Source organism: Pseudomonas sp. L-22-4S-12, from assembly GCF_009799935.1.
Lineage (GTDB): Bacteria > Pseudomonadota > Gammaproteobacteria > Pseudomonadales > Pseudomonadaceae > Aquipseudomonas.
In genome coordinates this window covers 163,650-179,837 of sequence record NZ_WELL01000003.1, presented here as the reverse complement: position 1 = coordinate 179,837, position 16,188 = coordinate 163,650, and the positions used below count along the sequence as shown (strand labels likewise).

15 protein-coding genes are annotated in these 16,188 nt (G+C 65.3%); 8 read left to right on the top strand and 7 right to left on the bottom strand.

Going from position 1 to position 16,188, the window contains the following annotated elements; translation table 11 throughout:
• Positions 1-77: 77 nt before the first annotated feature.
• The 5 genes from F3I16_RS10080 to F3I16_RS10060 all read right to left on the bottom strand — a co-directional run bounded on the left by F3I16_RS10080 (position 78) and on the right by F3I16_RS10060 (position 4,556).
• Positions 78-341 carry a DUF6482 family protein gene (locus F3I16_RS10080; protein WP_160493537.1) on the bottom strand — a complete coding sequence of 88 codons (264 nt, stop codon included), beginning with the start codon at positions 339-341 and terminating at the stop codon, positions 78-80.
• Between the two features lie 138 nt (positions 342-479).
• Positions 480-974 carry a TIGR00645 family protein gene (locus tag F3I16_RS10075; protein ID WP_160493536.1) on the bottom strand — a complete coding sequence of 165 codons (495 nt, stop codon included), beginning with the start codon at positions 972-974 and terminating at the stop codon, positions 480-482.
• Between the two features lie 193 nt (positions 975-1,167).
• The gene (locus tag F3I16_RS10070; protein WP_160493535.1) at positions 1,168-1,509 is read right to left on the bottom strand and encodes a hypothetical protein; all 342 of its coding nucleotides are present in this window, start codon (positions 1,507-1,509) and stop codon (positions 1,168-1,170) included.
• Between the two features lie 187 nt (positions 1,510-1,696).
• Positions 1,697-4,150: a Lon protease family protein gene (locus F3I16_RS10065; protein ID WP_160493534.1), complete on the bottom strand. Its 2,454-nt coding sequence runs from the start codon at positions 4,148-4,150 to the stop codon at positions 1,697-1,699.
• A gap of 79 nt (positions 4,151-4,229) precedes the next feature.
• Positions 4,230-4,556: a TraR/DksA C4-type zinc finger protein gene (locus F3I16_RS10060; RefSeq protein ID WP_160493533.1), complete on the bottom strand. Its 327-nt coding sequence runs from the start codon at positions 4,554-4,556 to the stop codon at positions 4,230-4,232.
• A gap of 284 nt (positions 4,557-4,840) precedes the next feature.
• Between F3I16_RS10060 and F3I16_RS10055 the strand changes: the two genes are divergently transcribed.
• From F3I16_RS10055 to arcC, 7 genes are all read left to right on the top strand, one after another.
• The gene (locus F3I16_RS10055; RefSeq protein WP_160493532.1) at positions 4,841-5,512 is read left to right on the top strand and encodes a DUF3313 domain-containing protein; all 672 of its coding nucleotides are present in this window, start codon (positions 4,841-4,843) and stop codon (positions 5,510-5,512) included.
• 62 nt (positions 5,513-5,574) lie between these two features.
• A complete protein-coding gene (locus tag F3I16_RS10050) occupies positions 5,575-5,886 on the top strand; it encodes a DUF2388 domain-containing protein (RefSeq protein ID WP_160493531.1) in 312 nt (103 codons plus the stop codon).
• 503 nt (positions 5,887-6,389) lie between these two features.
• Entirely contained in the window at positions 6,390-6,758 is a 369-nt protein-coding gene (locus F3I16_RS10045; RefSeq protein ID WP_160493530.1) for a DUF5064 family protein, read from the top strand.
• Positions 6,759-6,973: 215 nt separating this feature from the next.
• Positions 6,974-8,401: an arginine-ornithine antiporter gene (arcD, locus tag F3I16_RS10040; protein WP_160493529.1), complete on the top strand. Its 1,428-nt coding sequence runs from the start codon at positions 6,974-6,976 to the stop codon at positions 8,399-8,401.
• Between the two features lie 18 nt (positions 8,402-8,419).
• Positions 8,420-9,673, top strand: a complete 1,254-nt coding sequence (gene arcA, locus F3I16_RS10035; RefSeq protein WP_160078404.1) for an arginine deiminase — start codon at positions 8,420-8,422, stop codon at positions 9,671-9,673.
• 97 nt (positions 9,674-9,770) lie between these two features.
• Entirely contained in the window at positions 9,771-10,781 is a 1,011-nt protein-coding gene (locus tag F3I16_RS10030; RefSeq protein WP_160078403.1) for an ornithine carbamoyltransferase, read from the top strand.
• A gap of 137 nt (positions 10,782-10,918) precedes the next feature.
• Entirely contained in the window at positions 10,919-11,845 is a 927-nt protein-coding gene (gene arcC, locus F3I16_RS10025) for a carbamate kinase (protein ID WP_160493528.1), read from the top strand.
• A gap of 146 nt (positions 11,846-11,991) precedes the next feature.
• On the opposite strand, the gene F3I16_RS10020 is transcribed toward arcC, so the two are convergent.
• The gene (locus F3I16_RS10020) at positions 11,992-12,609 is read right to left on the bottom strand and encodes a YiiX family permuted papain-like enzyme (RefSeq protein ID WP_160493527.1); all 618 of its coding nucleotides are present in this window, start codon (positions 12,607-12,609) and stop codon (positions 11,992-11,994) included.
• Between the two features lie 143 nt (positions 12,610-12,752).
• Positions 12,753-14,420, bottom strand: coding sequence for an energy-dependent translational throttle protein EttA (ettA, locus tag F3I16_RS10015; protein ID WP_160493526.1), 1,668 nt, complete (start codon positions 14,418-14,420; stop codon positions 12,753-12,755).
• Positions 14,421-14,967: 547 nt separating this feature from the next.
• Here ettA and F3I16_RS10010 point away from each other — a divergent pair.
• Positions 14,968-15,972 (top strand): DUF2860 family protein, encoded by a 1,005-nt coding sequence (locus F3I16_RS10010; RefSeq protein WP_160493525.1) that lies wholly within the window; start codon positions 14,968-14,970, stop codon positions 15,970-15,972.
• Positions 15,973-16,188: the final 216 nt, after the last annotated feature.

The window sequence follows — 16,188 nt, the reverse complement described above, 5'->3', positions numbered from 1 at the left end:
TGGGCTCCACTAGCGGGCAAAAAAGGGCGGCCAGACTAGCACAGCCACTCAGCCCAGTGGGAAGCAGCCCTGGCGCGTCAATGCAACGCGGTCATGCCGCACATCTCGTCCTGTACCTCGGTGTGCACCAGGCGCAAGGGCACCTGCGGCAGTTGGTGCAGCAGCTCGCGCGCATGCTCGAGGGAGCGCGGGTGCAGCGCCTCGCCGTGGGCATCCTGCAGTGGCAGGGCCAGGTCGCCCACCTGGGCCTCCAGCAGGTAGATGCCTCCCGTCAGGGAGATCAAATTGATTGCCTCGACTTGCCCAGCCTGGGCCCGCACCGCCAGATCGTGCAGAGTCATGGATCACCTCGCTGTTCGGAATCTACAGAGATAGCCATCACATTCACTCTGGGTAGAGTTCGCCGGCAGCACAAGGCAGAAACGCAACCGCCCGTCCGTTTTGCAACGGCCGGGCGGCTGGCACAGCGATGCAGCGGGTCAGTGGTCGTGCTTGGTCAGCTTGTCCAGGTAACCCATGGCGAAGGCCGAAACCACGAAGGTCATGTGGATGATCACGTACCACATCAGGTGATCGGGGTCGTAGCTCTTGGCATCCATGAACACCTTGAGCAGATGGATCGAGGAGATGGCGACGATGGAAGCGGCCACCTTCATCTTCAGCGAGCCGGAGTCCATCTTGCCCAGCCAGCTGAGCTTCTCCTTGCCTTCTTCGATATCCAGCTGGGAGACGAAGTTTTCGTAGCCGGAAATCATCACCATCACCAGCAGGCCGCCCACCAGCGCCATGTCGATCAGCGACAGCAGCTTGAGGATGAGGGTCGCCTCATCCAGGCTGAAGATCGCCGGCATGATGTGGATGACTTCCTGGAAGAATTTCAGCGCCAGCGCCAGCAAGGCCAGGGACAGACCGAAGTAGATCGGTGCCAGCAGCCAGCGCGAGGCGTACATCGCGTTCTCGATAAAGCGTTCCATGTGCTCTCGCCAAGGTCGGAAAAACTGGCGGCGAGTATACCCAGCCAGCCTGTCCGGACAAAGACGACAAAGCGTTGCCGGATTTATCCCCGTTCGTTGTGGATAACCTTGTGGGTAGGGTCGGGAAACCTGGCTGCAAGACAGCTCCGGCGCGGCACCGTGGGCATTGCACAAAAAGCGCACAAGGCCCGGGTTATTTTTCCGGACGGAACTGGTAATCCCGGGAATGCGGGTAGCTCTCGCCATTGAGCCGGCGCAGCTCGGCCTGCAGGTGCAGGCGCCAGATCGGCGGATCGGCGCACTCGCTGTAGCCCTGCAGCGCCAGGCACTGGGCTATCGATTCGAGCACGGATTCGGCTTCCAGACGCCCGTGGAATGGGCCCTGCGCCTTGACCGCCGAGGGTTGCGCGGCCGCCATGCCGGCCGCGCAGAGCAGCGTCCACAGGCCGCGATCGCCGGCCAGCGGGTGGATCAGGCATTCGATGCGTGTGTTCAGGCCAAGGCACTGACGGGTAAGACAGAGGCTGCGCGGCATAACGGCGGTCCTCGCGAGGTCTGGCTCTCAGCCTACACCCCGCGACCACACTCGGGAAGAATAAAAGTTACCCCCACTTCCTGTGGATAACTCTGTGGACGGCACGGGGGAAAAACGCCCCGCGCAGCGCCCCCTGTGCCCGCCCGACAACTGCTCGATGACTGACCAGTTGTCGGCAGGCACGCCCTCACGGCGCGGGCTTCTTCGCCGCCGGTTTGGCCGCCTTGGCCTTAGGCGCCTTGGGCTTGGCCTCCTCGGCCTTCTCCTCTTCCTCCATGCCCATCTCGGCGATGCTGCGCAGGCGCTCGACCACCCGCGCATTGACGCTGCCGGCCGGGAACTGGCCCTGCTCGTCCGGGCTGCCCGCCGCCTCGCCGACCAGCAGGCTGAGCGCCTCATCGACCTGGCGCACCGCATAGACATGGAACAGGCCTGCGCGCACCGCCTGCAGCACGCGCTCGTCGAGCATCAGGGTGGTGACGTTGGAGTGCGGGATGATCACTCCCTGCTCGCCGGTCAGGCCGCGCGCCTCGCACAGGCGGAAGAAGCCCTCGATCTTCTCGTTGACCCCACCGACCGCCTGCACTTCGCCGAACTGGTTGATCGAGCCGGTGATGGCGAAGCACTGCTTGAGCGGCGTGCGCGACAGGGCCGAGATCAGCGTGCAGACCTCGCCCAGCGAGGCGCTGTCGCCGTCGACATAGCCGTAGGACTGCTCCAGGGCGATGCTCGCGGAGATTTCCAGGGGGAACTCCTGGGCGTAGCGGCTGCCCAGGTAGCCGGTGAGGATCATCACCCCCTTGGAGTGGATCGGCTGACCGAGGTTGACCTCGCGCTCGATATCGACGATGCCCGAGCCGCCCGGATAGACGGTGGCGGAGATGCGCGCCGGCACGCCGAAGGCCGAGTCGCCGACCTCCAGCACGGTCAGGCCGTTGCACTTGCCCACGGCGGCGCCGGCGGTGTCGATCAGGATGATGCCGGCCAGCATGTCGTCGATGATCCGCGCCGAGACCCGCCCGGTGCGGGTGGCCTTGGCCCGCAGCGCGCGCTCGATATGGCCGACGTCGGTGACCGTCTCGCCGGCCAGCTGGCGGATGAAATCGGCCTCGCTGACCAGCTGGAACAGGTCGCCGATGCGCGCCGACAGGCGCCCCTGGTGTTCGGCCAGGCGCGCGCTGTAGGTCGCCAGGCGGGCCACCGCAGCCGCCGTCAGCGGCGCCATGCCCTCCTCCGAGGTGCGGGTCTTGAGCAACTGGGCGAACTGCTCCAGGCTGTCGTCGGCCAGCGGGATGTCCTCGTCGAAGTCGACCAGCACGCGGAACATTTCCTGGAAGTCCGGATCGAGGTCCTGCAGGGTGTAGTAGATCTGCCGCGAGCCGATGATCACCACCTTGAGCTGCAGCGGGATCACCTGCGGGGTCAGGGTCACGGTGGCGATGCGCCCCAGATCGCCCAGCGGCGACTCCATCTTCAGCTGGCGCGAATGCAGGGCGCGCTTGAGCGCTTCCCAGACGAAGGGCTCGCCGAGCAGCTTCTCCGCCTCGAGGATCAGGAAGCCGCCATTGGCGCGGTGCAGGGCGCCGGGGCGCAGCTGCCGGTAGCTGGTGTAGAGCGCACCCTGGTCGGTGCTGTACTCGATGCGGCCGAACAGGTTGTCGTAGGTCGGGTGCGACTCGAACACCACCGGCGCGCCGCCGTCGACGTGATGGCCCACCACCAGGTTCGGGCAGTACTGCTCCTCGAGCGCCTCACGGCGTTGCACGTCGGGCTTCTCGTCGGCCAGCTGGTCGACCACGGTCTTCAGCAGGTTGACCTGCATCGCCTGCAGGTAGGCGCAGACTCCGGCATTTTCCGCATATTTCTCCGACAGTGGCGCCAGCAGCGGCTGCAGCGCCAGGGTGATGGTTTCCTCGTTGAGCTGGCGCAGCTGGTTGCTCAGCTCGCGCTTCCACTGCGGCAGGCCGGTCAGCTCGTCATTGAGGCGCTCTTCCAGGGCGGAGATGTCGACATGGAAGCGCTCGCGCTCGGCCTCCGGCAGCTGGGCGAACTCGGCCTCGTCGAGGGCCTTGCCGTCCTTCATCGGGGTGAAGGCGATGTTGCTGCTGTCGCGGTACAGCGCCACCTCCTTCTCCAGCGCCAGGCGCTCGACCACATCCAGCGCCTTGTCGTAGCGCTGATTGAAGACGCGGTCGATGCCGCTCTTCTTCTGCTGGTAGGTCGGCGTCTCGAACACCGCGGGGAAGGTCGACAGCAGGTTGTCGATCAGGTGGCCGATATCGGCAGTGAAGGCCGCCGCGGTACCGGCCGGCAGCTCCAGCGCGCGCGGCTCGCGCGGCTCGTCGAAGTGATTGACGTAGAGCCGGTCGGCCGGGGTGGCCAGGCGCTTGGCTTCGGCCTTGAGGTAGCGCTTGACGAAGGAGAAGCGCCCGGTGCCCGGCTCGCCCATGACGAACACGTTGTAACCCGGACGCGGCATCGCCACACCGAACTGCAGGGCCTCCACCGCACGCTCCTGGCCGAGCACGCCGCGGAAGAACTCCAGGTCGTCGGTGGTGGTGAAATTGAACTGCTCGGGAGCGAAGGGGCGGGTCAGATCATCGGGCGCCAGGTGCAGGCCGGCAGCGAAGGATTCGGGCATCGGAAGTCCTTATCGGGCGGTGCAACACCGCAGGAAGTTGAACTCATTCTGGCGCCGCCCCGACGCCGCTGGCAAGGCATCAAGCGCGCTGCAGATCGGCGCAGCGCAAGCAGAATTCCGCCGCCGGCAGAACGGCCAGACGCGCCGGGCTGATCGACTCGCCACAGCGCTGGCATTCGCCATAGCTGCCCTCGGCCAGGCGCAGGCGGGCCAGGCCGACCTGGCGCAATCCCGCTTCGGCCTCGGCCAGCAGCGCTTCCAGCACCTCATCGTTCTGCCGCTCCTGAGCCTGCTCGGCAAAGTCCGCCTGGTGCGGCAGGCCGAGCTCACGACGGATCGAGTTGGCGCGCTTGCTGTACTCGGCGAACAGCTGGTCCAGCGCGCGTTGCGGGTCGAACGTGGTCATGGCAGAACTCCGTGGCATTTCTTTCAGTGTGGCTGCTTCTGCGCGCCTTGCACGGGAGCCAATCAAGCGAATACCCGGCACGCAGGGCAACACGAGCCGGCCTTCGCCACCGCGGCGCTTGCTACCGGTCAATACGCCGTGTTGTCATCCCGGCAGGCTACAGTCAGCACCTGGCCGAGCGCGGCTCATGCACTAGGCTTGTAATAACTGCGATAGCACGGTGCCTGCCGCCGTCGCGATACGGAAAAAATCGACCATACCGAGCGATAACCAAGGAGAGACCTATGACGAAATGCTTTGCTGCATCCCTGCTGGCCACGTGCATGCTGGTCTCGGGCTGTACCAGCACCCTGGTGCAACCCGACCAGTACTCCGGCTTCCTGCAGGACTACAGCCGCCTGAGCGAGCAACAGAGCCCCAGCGGGGTCAAGGTCGCGCGTTGGGTCGATCCGAACCTGGATATCAACCGCTACACCCAGGTGTACATCGAGCCCAGCAAGTTCTATCCAACCCCGCAACCCGACTCGCGCATATCGCAAACCACCCTGCAGGGCATCACCGACTACTACGACCAGGCCCTGAAGCGCGAACTGAGCAAAGTCATACGGGTCAGCAACTCGCCGAGCGGCGATACGCTGGTCATCCGCCCGGCCATCACCGCCGTATCGGCGGAAACCGAAGGCCTCAAGCCCTACGAAGTGATCCCCATCGCCCTGGTGGTGGCCGCTGCGACCACCGCCGCCGGTGAGCGCGACCAGCAGGTGGAGATCGCCACCGAAGCGTCCTTAGTCGACGCCAAAAGCGGCAAGGTGGTAGCCGAGGTGGTGCGCAAGGGCGCCGGCACCGACCTGGAAAACAAAAAACAGGTACTCAGCGCCGATGACGTGAAACCGGTTATCGACGGCTGGGCCAACGACATGCGCCTGTCCGTGGAACAACTGCGCGCCAAACGCTAAAACCAGAAACCCCACAGGCCACGCGACCTGCGGGGTTCCCTCTTGCGAAGGATGATGCACACATGAAACTTCAACGTCCGCTTTATCTGGCGGTGCTGGGCCTCTGCTTCAGCCACATGGCCATGGCCACCAGCTTCGTGGTCACCACCGACACCACCATCGAATCGATCGGCGGCACCAGTGACGCCACCTCATCCTCCTTCAAGGACGACAAGATCGTGCTGCAGGCCCGCGACGATGCAGCCAGTTTCGTCGCCAGCCAGGGCGAGATCCGCGGCGCCCTGCTGGAAAACGCCCTGCGTCATGTACGCCTGAATTATCCGACGGGCACGGCCAGCGACATGCAGCTGGCACAGGCCATGCTGGCTCGCTGACTGCGCACCAGCCTCGCCATGTAGCGGTGCCCCTGGCGTGAGCGCAGGGGGTGGCCCCACCGCGCCAGCGAGTGCCGAAAACGCAACCGCGCCCCTGACCACCACAGCCCCGTGCGTGCGGGGCGGTGGTGGTCAGGCATGAACCCGCTGCGCCTGACCAGGTATCGACAGCCCGAGCGCCCTCTCTTCACCGTAGCCCATGGCGGGCAACGCGCAGCCCGCTCGACAAGCGCCCGCGGGAGCCCCTCACCTCACCTCACCTCACGCCACGCCCCTCGCCAACCCTCAAGGCTAACAGTCCACCGGTGCGCCCTGGCCGCAACCGGGGAGCCGCTTGACACAGGTCAAGCCCCACTCCGATAGCACTCCCGAGCGCTTGCTTGTTGGCTATTGCGCGCTACATTTTTAGAGCGAAGGACGACGCGTTTTGCCGAAGAAGCAGCCTGCGGCGCCCCTTTCGAGCAATCACTATCCGACCGTTTTGCCGGGCCATGGGGGCTAGCATGTTCAAACCAGGTCATCTGCACCGCACCACTCCAGCCAATATGCCGCACCTGCCGAAGTTCGATATCGACGTGTTCTACGAGGTTCGCCGCGATGCGGTCGAAGGCATGCTGATGCATTTCAAGGTGGTGGGCACCATCGAGGGCCGCGAGTTCTGCGAAGAGTTCGACATGCACCGCGATACCGCCTTCAACTTTGCCAGCCTGATCACCAAGGCCGTGACCAAGCACGGCCTGTCGCCCAACGCCAGCCCGATCATGCGCGGGCATGCCGAGTACGACGCCATGTTCAAGGACATCCGCGAGCAGCTCGGCGCGCAACCGGGCGAACCGGTCGACTTCGACCACCTCGACAAGGATGGCCTGTGAGCCCGCGGCTCGCCGGCACAACCCCACTCGACAGTTTTCGCCGGGCGCCCGCAGGCGGCGCCCATCAAGGAGGCAGGATGCTCTCCAGCACGCCCTACCGACTCCCCGCCCGCATGCCCGGCCGCGCACGCAGCAGTTCCTGCACGCCCTGTCATACCTTGTTCATTACCACCACTGCCTAATCAAGCCGCTGCCAACACAGCTCTGGAGGCAACATGTCGGACGCAAGCAACAAACTCAAACTGGGTGCATTGATCGCCCTGGTCGTCGGCTCCATGGTCGGCGGCGGGATCTTCTCCCTGCCACAGAACATCGCCGCCAGTGCCGGCGCAGGCGCCACCCTGATCGGCTGGCTGATCACCGGCGTGGGCATGCTCACCCTGGCCTTCGTGTTCCAGAGCCTGGCCAACCGCAAGCCCAACCTCGACGGCGGCGTGTACGCCTATGCCAAGGCCGGCTTCGGTGACTACATGGGCTTCTCCTCGGCCTGGGGCTACTGGATTAGCGCCTGGATCGGCAACGTCAGCTACATGGTGTTGCTCTTCAGCACCCTGGGCTATTTCTTCCCGGTATTCGGCGAAGGCAACACCCTGCCGGCCATCGTCTGCGCCTCGATAGTGCTGTGGCTGCTGCACTTCCTGGTGCTGCGCGGCATTCACGAGGCGGCGTTCATCAACACCCTGACCACCATCGCCAAGATGGTGCCGCTGGCGCTGTTCATCATCATTGCCGCCATCGCCTTCAAGCTGGATGTGTACAAGGCCGACTTCTGGGGCGCAGGCAACACCGAACTGGGCAGCGTGATGGACCAGGCGCGCAACATGATGCTGGTCACCGTCTGGGTGTTCATCGGCATCGAGGGTGCGAGCATCTTCTCCGCCCGCGCCGAGAAACGCTCGGATGTGGGCAAGGCCACCGTAATCGGCTTCGTCGGCGTGCTGCTGTTGCTGGTGCTGGTCAACCTGCTGTCCCAGGGCATCCTCGCCCAGGCCCAGCTGGCCGGGCTGAAGAACCCGTCCATGGCCGCCGTGCTGGAACACGTGGTCGGCCCCTGGGGCGCCATGCTGATCAGCATCGGCCTGATCGTTTCCCTGGCCGGGGCCCTGCTGTCGTGGACCCTGCTGTGCGCCGAGATCCTCTTCGCCAGTGCCCGCGACCACACCATGCCGGAGTTCCTGCGCAAGGAAAACGCCAACCAGGTACCGGTCAATGCGCTGTGGCTGTCCAACGGCCTGATCCAGCTGTTCCTGATCATCACCCTGTTCAACGACGCCACCTACCTGAAGCTGCTGTACCTGGCCACCTCGATGATCCTGGTGCCGTACTTCTGGTCGGCTGCCTATGCCCTGCTGCTGACCGTCCGTGGCGAGAGCTACGAGCAGGAGCCCGGCGAACGCCGCAAGGACATGCTGATCGCCGTGATCGCCGTGGTCTATGCCGTCTGGCTGGTGTACGCGGCCGGCGTGCAGTACCTGCTGCTGTCCGCCCTGCTCTATGCGCCGGGCGCCATCCTGTTCGCCAAGGCCAAGCGCGAACTCAACCAACCCATTTTCACCGCGATCGAGAAACTGATCTTCGCCGCGGTGGTGATCGGCGCCGTCATCGCGGGCTACGGCCTGTACAGCGGCTTCCTCACCCTTTGATCGAACCAGGAGGTTCTCATGTCCAAAGTCAAACTCGGCGTCCATTCCGAAGCGGGCAAACTGCACAAGGTGATGGTCTGCTCGCCAGGGCTGGCGCACCTGCGCCTGACCCCGAACAACTGCGACGAACTGCTGTTCGATGACGTGATCTGGGTCAGCCAGGCCAAGCGCGACCACTTCGACTTCGTCACCAAGATGCGCGAGCGCGGGGTCGAAGTGCTGGAGATGCACAACCTGCTGACCGACACGGTGCAGAACAAGGATGCCCTGAAGTGGATTCTCGACCGCAAGATCACCCTTGATCAGGTCGGTCTCGGCCTGCAGGAAGACGTGCGCGGCTGGATGGAGAGCCTGGAGCCGCGCAAGCTGGCCGAACACCTGATCGGCGGCGTATCGGTGTCCGATCTGATCACCGCCCTGGGTGCCAGCAAGCCGTTGACCATGCTCGGCGACTTCATCGGCTCCAGCAGCTTCATCCTGCCGCCGCTGCCCAATACCCAGTTCACCCGTGATACCACCTGCTGGATCTACGGCGGCGTGACGCTCAACCCCATGTACTGGCCGGCGCGCCGCCAGGAAACCCTGCTCACCAGCGCCATCTACAAGTTCCACCCGGACTTCGTGAATGCCGAGTTCGAGGTCTGGTACGGCGACCCGGACAAGGACCACGGCGCTTCCACCCTCGAAGGCGGCGACGTGATGCCCATCGGCAACGGCGTGGTACTGATCGGCATGGGCGAGCGCAGTTCGCGTCAGGCCATTGCCCAGGTGGCCCAGGCCCTGTTCGCCAAAGGCGCCGCCCAGCGCGTGATCGTCGCCGGCCTGCCCAAGTCGCGGGCGGCCATGCACCTGGATACCGTGTTCAGCTTCTGCGACCGCGACCTGGTCACCATCTTCCCCGAGGTGGTCAACCAGATCATTCCATTCAGCCTGCGTCCGGACGAGAGCAAACCGGCCGGCATCGACATCCGCCGCGAGGACAAATCCTTCCTCGACGTGGTCGCCGAAGCGCTCAACCTCAAGCAACTGCGCGTGGTGCAGACCGGCGGCGACGCCTATGAAGCCGAACGCGAGCAATGGGACGACGGCAACAACGTGGTCTGCCTGGAACCCGGCGTGGTGGTCGGCTATGACCGCAACACCTACACCAACACCCTGCTGCGCAAGGCCGGCGTCGAAGTCGTCACCATCAGCGCCAGCGAACTGGGCCGCGGTCGTGGCGGTGGCCACTGCATGACCTGCCCGATCCTGCGCGACCCGATCGACTACTAACCCACACCCCGGCGGCTGCACCCCAGCCGCCCGCCTCGCCAGCCACCAGCAGTTCTGACGCGGCCAGGTTTCCAGTTGCCTACCAGGAGAAAGAACCATGGCGTTCAACATGCACAACCGCAACCTGCTCAGCCTGATGCACCACAGCAGTCGCGAGCTGCGCTACCTGCTCGACCTGTCGCGCGATCTCAAGCGCGCCAAGTACACCGGCACCGAACAGCCGCACCTGCTGCGCAAGAACATCGCGCTGATCTTCGAGAAGACCTCCACCCGTACCCGCTGCGCCTTCGAAGTCGCCGCCTACGACCAGGGGGCCAACGTCACCTACATCGACCCGGGTTCCTCGCAGATCGGCCACAAGGAAAGCATGAAGGACACAGCCCGCGTGCTCGGGCGCATGTACGACGCCATCGAGTACCGTGGCTTCAAGCAGGAAATCGTCGAGGATCTGGCCAAGTACGCCGGCGTGCCGGTGTTCAACGGCCTGACCGACGAATACCACCCGACCCAGATGCTCGCCGACGTGCTGACCATGCGCGAGTTCAGCGACAAGCCGCTGCATGACATCAGCTACGCCTACCTGGGCGACGCGCGCAACAACATGGGCAACTCGCTGCTGCTGATCGGCGCCAAGCTGGGCATGGATGTGCGCATTGCCGCGCCCAAGGCGCTGTGGCCGAGCGACGAACATGTCGCCGCGTGCAAGAAATTCGCCGAGGAAAGCGGCGCACGCATCACCCTCACCGAAGATGCCAAGGAAGCGGTCAAGGGCGTCGACTTCGTCCATACCGACGTCTGGGTGTCCATGGGCGAGCCGGTCGAGGCCTGGGCCGAACGCATCCAGCAACTGCTGCCCTACCAGGTCAACAGCGAACTGATGCTGGCCAGCGGCAACCCGCGGGTCAAGTTCATGCACTGCCTGCCGGCCTTCCACAACAGCGACACCAAGGTCGGCAAGCAGATCGCCGAGAAGTACCCGAATCTGAAGAACGGCATCGAAGTGACCGAGGACGTCTTCGAGTCGCCCTGGTGCATCGCCTTCGAGCAGGCGGAAAATCGCATGCACACCATCAAGGCGATCCTGGTTTCGACCCTGGCCGACATCTAACCGCGTGTAGGTTGGGTTGAGAAGCGCAGCGCCGAAGCCCAACGTGCGAAGTTGCAGGCCGCTTCGCGGCCTATTCGTACGCCGTTGGGCTTCGCTGCGCTCAACCCAACCTACACCGCCCTGGAAGGAGAACAACCATGCGACTAGTCATCGCCCTGGGCGGCAACGCCCTGCTGCGACGCGGCGAAGCCATGACCGCGGAGAACCAGCGCGACAACGTACGCATCGCCTGCGAGCAGATCGCCCGGGTCGCGCCCGGCAACGAACTGGTGATCGCCCATGGCAACGGCCCGCAAGTCGGCCTGCTGGCCCTGCAAGGCAACGCCTACGATGCCAAGAACCCCTACCCGCTGGACGTTCTCGGCGCCGAAACCGAAGGCATGATCGGCTACATGATCGAACAGGAGCTGGGCAACCTGCTGCCGTTCGAGGTGCCCTTCGCCACCCTGCTCACCCAGGTCGAAGTCGACCCCGAAGACCCGGCCTTCCAGCACATGACCAAGCCGATCGGCCCGGTCTACCCGAAGGCGGAAGCCGAGCAACTGGCCGCCGAAAAAGGCTGGACCATCGCCCCCGACGGCGACAAGTTCCGCCGCGTGGTCGCCAGCCCACGGCCCAAGCGCATCTTCGAGATCCGCCCGCTCAAGTGGCTGCTGGAAAAGGGCACCGTCGTGATTGCCGCAGGCGGCGGCGGCATCCCGACCATGTATAAAGACGGCAAGCTGGTCGGGGTGGAGGCGGTGATCGACAAGGATCTCTGCTCGGCATTCCTGGCGACCGAGCTGGAGGCCGACCTGCTGGTGATCGCCACCGACGTCGACGCCACCTATATCGACTGGGGCAAGCCGACCCAGAAGGCCATCGCCCAGGCCCATCCCGACGAGCTGGAACGCCTCGGCTTCGCCGCCGGCTCCATGGGGCCGAAAGTCCAGGCCGCCTGCGAGTTCGCCCGCAACACCGGCAAGGTCGCGGTGATCGGCTCGCTGGCGGATATCGAAGCCATCGTCCAGGGCCAGGCCGGCACCCGCATCAGCACCGCGCAAGCGGGGCTGAGCTACCGCTGAGGCCCGACCAAGGCCCCGTCACGCCCGTGACGGGGTCCTGGTTATCCTGGTTGTCGCCGTAGGGTGCGCCGTGCGCACCGCAGGCAGAACCGCTTCGTCCCGCTGCGCACGGCGCGCCCTACCCGCCTAGCCTCTGCACACCACGCTCACTGCGCGCGAACCTGCACCAGCAGCGGCGAATCGAACATCGCCGCCGGCGAGATCACCCGCTCGTCCAGCGGCACCTGCTCGCCGTAGCGCTCGCGCATCTTGCTGCGCACCGCGGCCGAAGTCAGGTCGAAGTCGCGCACCCGCTGCACAGCGCCGATCTCCAGCCCCAGGGCACGCTGGTAGATCTTCCACACCAGTTCGGAGCAATACAGGCGCTGATCCGACCACTCGAAGGTCAGGTCGTAGCGGCGCCCGGAAAACGGTGCGGCCTCGGCCCGCAGGCGGCGCAGGGCCGCCTCGTCCAGCAGGCGGTCGGCCTCGCGCAGGCGCTTGAGCACGTAGTGGCCGCCTTCGCCACGGGCGATCCACTCGGCCAGCGGGGTGTACTTGACCCGTGCGCTGGCCTCGTAGACCTGGGGCTGGCCGTCGCGGTAGAGCACCAGGCCCATGTGGCTGTAGCGCGAATGAGTGGCCAGCTGGATCGCCTGGCTCTGCGCCGAGCGCGACTGGTGGAAGATGATGTCGCCTTCGCGCACCGCCTCCAGCCCCAGGGCCTGGCCGGCCCAGCAGGCGGCCGCCAGCAGGGCGGCGCGCATTCCGTGCATCCTGAGCATGTCCTTCTCCTTGCAGGCACGAATTGCCCGACAGGCTGGATTATCGCCGCGGCACACGCCCACTGCCGCCGACTGCCCGGCGTTTTGCCCCGGGCCAAACGAAAACGGAGCCTCGCGGCTCCGTTCTGTTTTGCAGCTTGCGCTTACTGCGCCAGCTTCTTGTAGCGCACCCGGTGCGGCTGGCTGGCCGCATCGCCGAGGCGCTTCTTGCGGTCGGCTTCGTACTCGGTGTAGTTGCCTTCGAAGAACACCACGCTGCCATCGTCCTCGTAGGAGAGGATGTGGGTGGCGACGCGGTCGAGGAACCAGCGGTCGTGGGAGATCACGATGGCCGCGCCGGGGAAGTCGAGCAGCGCCTCTTCCAGCGAACGCAGGGTTTCCACGTCGAGATCGTTGGACGGTTCGTCGAGCAGCAGCACGTTGGCGCCCTGCTTGAGGGTCAGGGCCAGGTGCAGACGGCCGCGTTCACCACCGGAGAGGTCCTTGACGAACTTCTGCTGGTCGCCGCCCTTGAAGTTGAAGCGGCCGACGTAACCGCGCGACGGCACCTCGTAGTTGCCGATCTTGATCATGTCGAAGCCGTCGGACACCGCTTCCCACACGCTCTTGCTGCCGTCCAGGTCGTCGCGGCTCTGGTCCACGCAGGCCAGCTGCACGGTGTCGCCGATCTCGATGCTGCCCGAATCCGGGGTTTCCTTGCCCATCAGCATGCGGAACAGGGTCGACTTGCCGGCGCCGTTGCCGCCGATCACGCCGACGATGGCGCCTTTCGGCACGCTGAACGACAGGTCGTCGATCAGCACGCGGTCGCCGTAGCCCTTGCGCACGTTCTTGAACTCGATGACCTTGTCGCCCAGGCGCGGGCCGGCCGGGATGTAGATCTCGTTGGTCTCGGCGCGCTTCTGGAATTCCTGCGACTGCATCTCCTCGAAGCGCTGCAGACGGGCCTTGGACTTGGCCTGGCGGGCCTTGGCGCCCTTGCGCACCCACTCCAGTTCGTCCTTCATGGCCTTCTCGTGGGCCGACTGCTGCTTGGACTCCTGGGCCAGACGCTCGGACTTGGCTTCCAGCCAGCCGGAATAGTTGCCCTCGTACGGGATGCCGGCGCCGCGGTCCAGTTCGAGGATCCAGCCGGCGACGTTGTCGAGGAAATAGCGGTCGTGGGTGATCGCCACCACGGTACCCGGGAAGTCGTGGAGGAAGTGCTCCAGCCAGGCCACCGAGTCGGCGTCCAGGTGGTTGGTCGGTTCGTCCAGCAGCAGCATGTCGGGTGCCGACAGCAGCAGGCGGCACAGCGCCACACGGCGCTTCTCGCCACCGGAGAGGTGCTCGATCTTGGCCTCCCACGGCGGCAGGCGCAGGGCGTCGGCGGCGACTTCCAGCTGGCGCTCCAGGTTGTGGCCGTCGCTGGCCTGGAGGATGGCCTCCAGCTTGGCCTGCTCGGCGGCCAGGGCGTCGAAGTCGGCATCCGGCTCGGCGTAGGCGGCGTAGACTTCATCCAGGCGGGCCTGGGCCTGCTTGATCTGGCCCACGGCTTCTTCGACTATCTCGCGCACCGTCTTGCTCGGGTCGAGCTGCGGCTCCTGCGGCAGGTAGCCGACGTTGATGCCTGGCATGGCGCGCGCCTCACCGTCGAACTCGGTGTCGACCCCGGCCATGATGCGCAGCAGGGTCGACTTACCGGCGCCGTTCAGGCCGAGCACGCCGATCTTGGCACCCGGGAAGAATGACAGAGAGATGTTCTTGAGGATTTCCCGCTTCGGCGGCACGACCTTGCCGAGCCGATGCATGGTGTAGACGTATTGAGCCAAAATGAGGACCTCACTCGAGAATGTAAAAATGACGCGAAGTATATGCCAGCTACCGTTGTTAGCTCTATTGGCAGCGTTTGGGCTGGCTGAGCTCAGGGTCGCCGATTAGGCCGCAAGAAACGCCCATAGCCCCGCCCTGGGGCTCAGCCTGAGGCCACCCAGGAAGCAGCAGGTCCTGCGCCATCCCCGCTGCGCGCCAGGTAGCCCCACGCCCCGCCGGGGATGCCTTCTCGCACCCGACCGGCGGACCATGCAGGCAGTCCCCCGAGACAGGTGGATCGTTCCTGTGCCCCGACCAAGAACCAACACCCGACCATCGGCAGCAAATGAATGCCCCTGCCACCCGCCTGCGACTTGCCAAGCCCAGGGCACAGGCTTTACTTCCAGCGAAGCGCCGGACGCGTGTCCGCCGCTTGCTTGCCGACTCGCGATGCCGTCACGTCGACAGCTCAGCCGTGCGCTTCGGCATGCAATACCGAGAACACTGCCCGGCTCGCCCAGCAGCGCGTGCGACCGGTTCGCATAGAGTCACCATGAGGAGTCCCCCATGAAAAGATCCCTTCTCGCCATCCTCGTCTCGGCGGCGGCCCTCTCGGCCCAGGCCTTTGACCGCATTCCGCAGGAAAGCGGCTTTTCCGGCTACGCCTTCGTCGGCGGCGCCAGCAGCTCCCGGGAAACCAACATGATCGCCACCGTCGGCGGCACCGAGGTGGCCGACGAACGCATCGACTCCCTCACCGACGGCCCGGACAGCACGGACTATGGCAGGCTGCTGCTGGACGTCGGCCTCAACTACACCTTCGCCGAGAGCCGTACGCAGATCTTCGGCGGCACCGAACTGGAAGACTTCCTGACCCAGGACAGCACCTTCGGCATCGGCGTGCGCCAGGGCATCGGCGGCGCCGGCAACCTGGTCGTCAGCGCCATCGCCTCGACCCCGGTGGAAACCTGGGAAGACCCCTACCTGATCGGCGCCGACCGCCAGGAAACCGATGTCTCGAGCGGCGGCGGGCGCCTGGGCTGGGAACACATCTTCGGCAGCGGCCTGGAGATCACCTACACCGCACGTTCCGTCGAACTGGACGACGAACTGAGCGGCACCTTCCTCGGCCTGTCCCCGGACGAGCAAGACCTGCTCAACCGCGAGGGCGATCTCAACACGCTCAAGCTCGCCTACGTCTGGCAGCCTTCCAGCGACCACCTCATCACCCCCAGCATTTCCGCTGTCGAGCATGACCTGGATGGCGACGCCATGGCCATGGACGGTTACCAGGCCGAGCTGAACTATGCCTACACCGGCCTGCAGAACTGGGAGTTGGTGGTCAACCTGGTGGCCGGCACGCTGGAAAGCGACGATGAAAACCCCATCTATGGCGAGACCGCCGACGTCGACCGCATGGGCGTGTCGCTGGGTGCCTCCTACAAGGAACCCTTCGGCCTGCAGAACTGGCGCGCCCGCGGCGCCATCAGCTATGGCGAGGAAGACAGCAACATCGACTTCTACGACACCAGCATCGGCAGTGCCAGCCTGGGCATGATGTACAGCTTCTAAACGCCCGAGGTACAAACGCCAAGGCCACCTGCGGGTGGCCTTGGCGTTTCAGGTGGGCGCCGGCGCCCCGCGCAGGACCACCTAGCCCAGCCTGGTGAAGCCCTGCCGCCGACACGGCCCGGGTGGCAACGGCCAGACCACGCGGCGGATGGGGGGATTTGCCCACACAGCGGAGACGCCGGATCGGGCAAAGCGCCGCGACGGGCTGTAATGGCA

Coding starts and splice junctions, on each gene's coding strand:
- F3I16_RS10030 (WP_160078403.1), top strand. CDS start 9,771: ATGGCGTTCAACATGCACAACCGCAACCTGCTCAGCCTGATGCACCAC.
- arcA (WP_160078404.1), top strand. CDS start 8,420: ATGTCCAAAGTCAAACTCGGCGTCCATTCCGAAGCGGGCAAACTGCAC.
- F3I16_RS10075 (WP_160493536.1), bottom strand. CDS start 974: ATGGAACGCTTTATCGAGAACGCGATGTACGCCTCGCGCTGGCTGCTG.
- arcC (WP_160493528.1), top strand. CDS start 10,919: ATGCGACTAGTCATCGCCCTGGGCGGCAACGCCCTGCTGCGACGCGGC.
- F3I16_RS10050 (WP_160493531.1), top strand. CDS start 5,575: ATGAAACTTCAACGTCCGCTTTATCTGGCGGTGCTGGGCCTCTGCTTC.
- F3I16_RS10070 (WP_160493535.1), bottom strand. CDS start 1,509: ATGCCGCGCAGCCTCTGTCTTACCCGTCAGTGCCTTGGCCTGAACACA.
- F3I16_RS10065 (WP_160493534.1), bottom strand. CDS start 4,150: ATGCCCGAATCCTTCGCTGCCGGCCTGCACCTGGCGCCCGATGATCTG.
- arcD (WP_160493529.1), top strand. CDS start 6,974: ATGTCGGACGCAAGCAACAAACTCAAACTGGGTGCATTGATCGCCCTG.
- F3I16_RS10060 (WP_160493533.1), bottom strand. CDS start 4,556: ATGACCACGTTCGACCCGCAACGCGCGCTGGACCAGCTGTTCGCCGAG.
- F3I16_RS10020 (WP_160493527.1), bottom strand. CDS start 12,609: ATGCTCAGGATGCACGGAATGCGCGCCGCCCTGCTGGCGGCCGCCTGC.
- F3I16_RS10045 (WP_160493530.1), top strand. CDS start 6,390: ATGTTCAAACCAGGTCATCTGCACCGCACCACTCCAGCCAATATGCCG.
- F3I16_RS10055 (WP_160493532.1), top strand. CDS start 4,841: ATGACGAAATGCTTTGCTGCATCCCTGCTGGCCACGTGCATGCTGGTC.
- F3I16_RS10010 (WP_160493525.1), top strand. CDS start 14,968: ATGAAAAGATCCCTTCTCGCCATCCTCGTCTCGGCGGCGGCCCTCTCG.
- F3I16_RS10080 (WP_160493537.1), bottom strand. CDS start 341: ATGACTCTGCACGATCTGGCGGTGCGGGCCCAGGCTGGGCAAGTCGAG.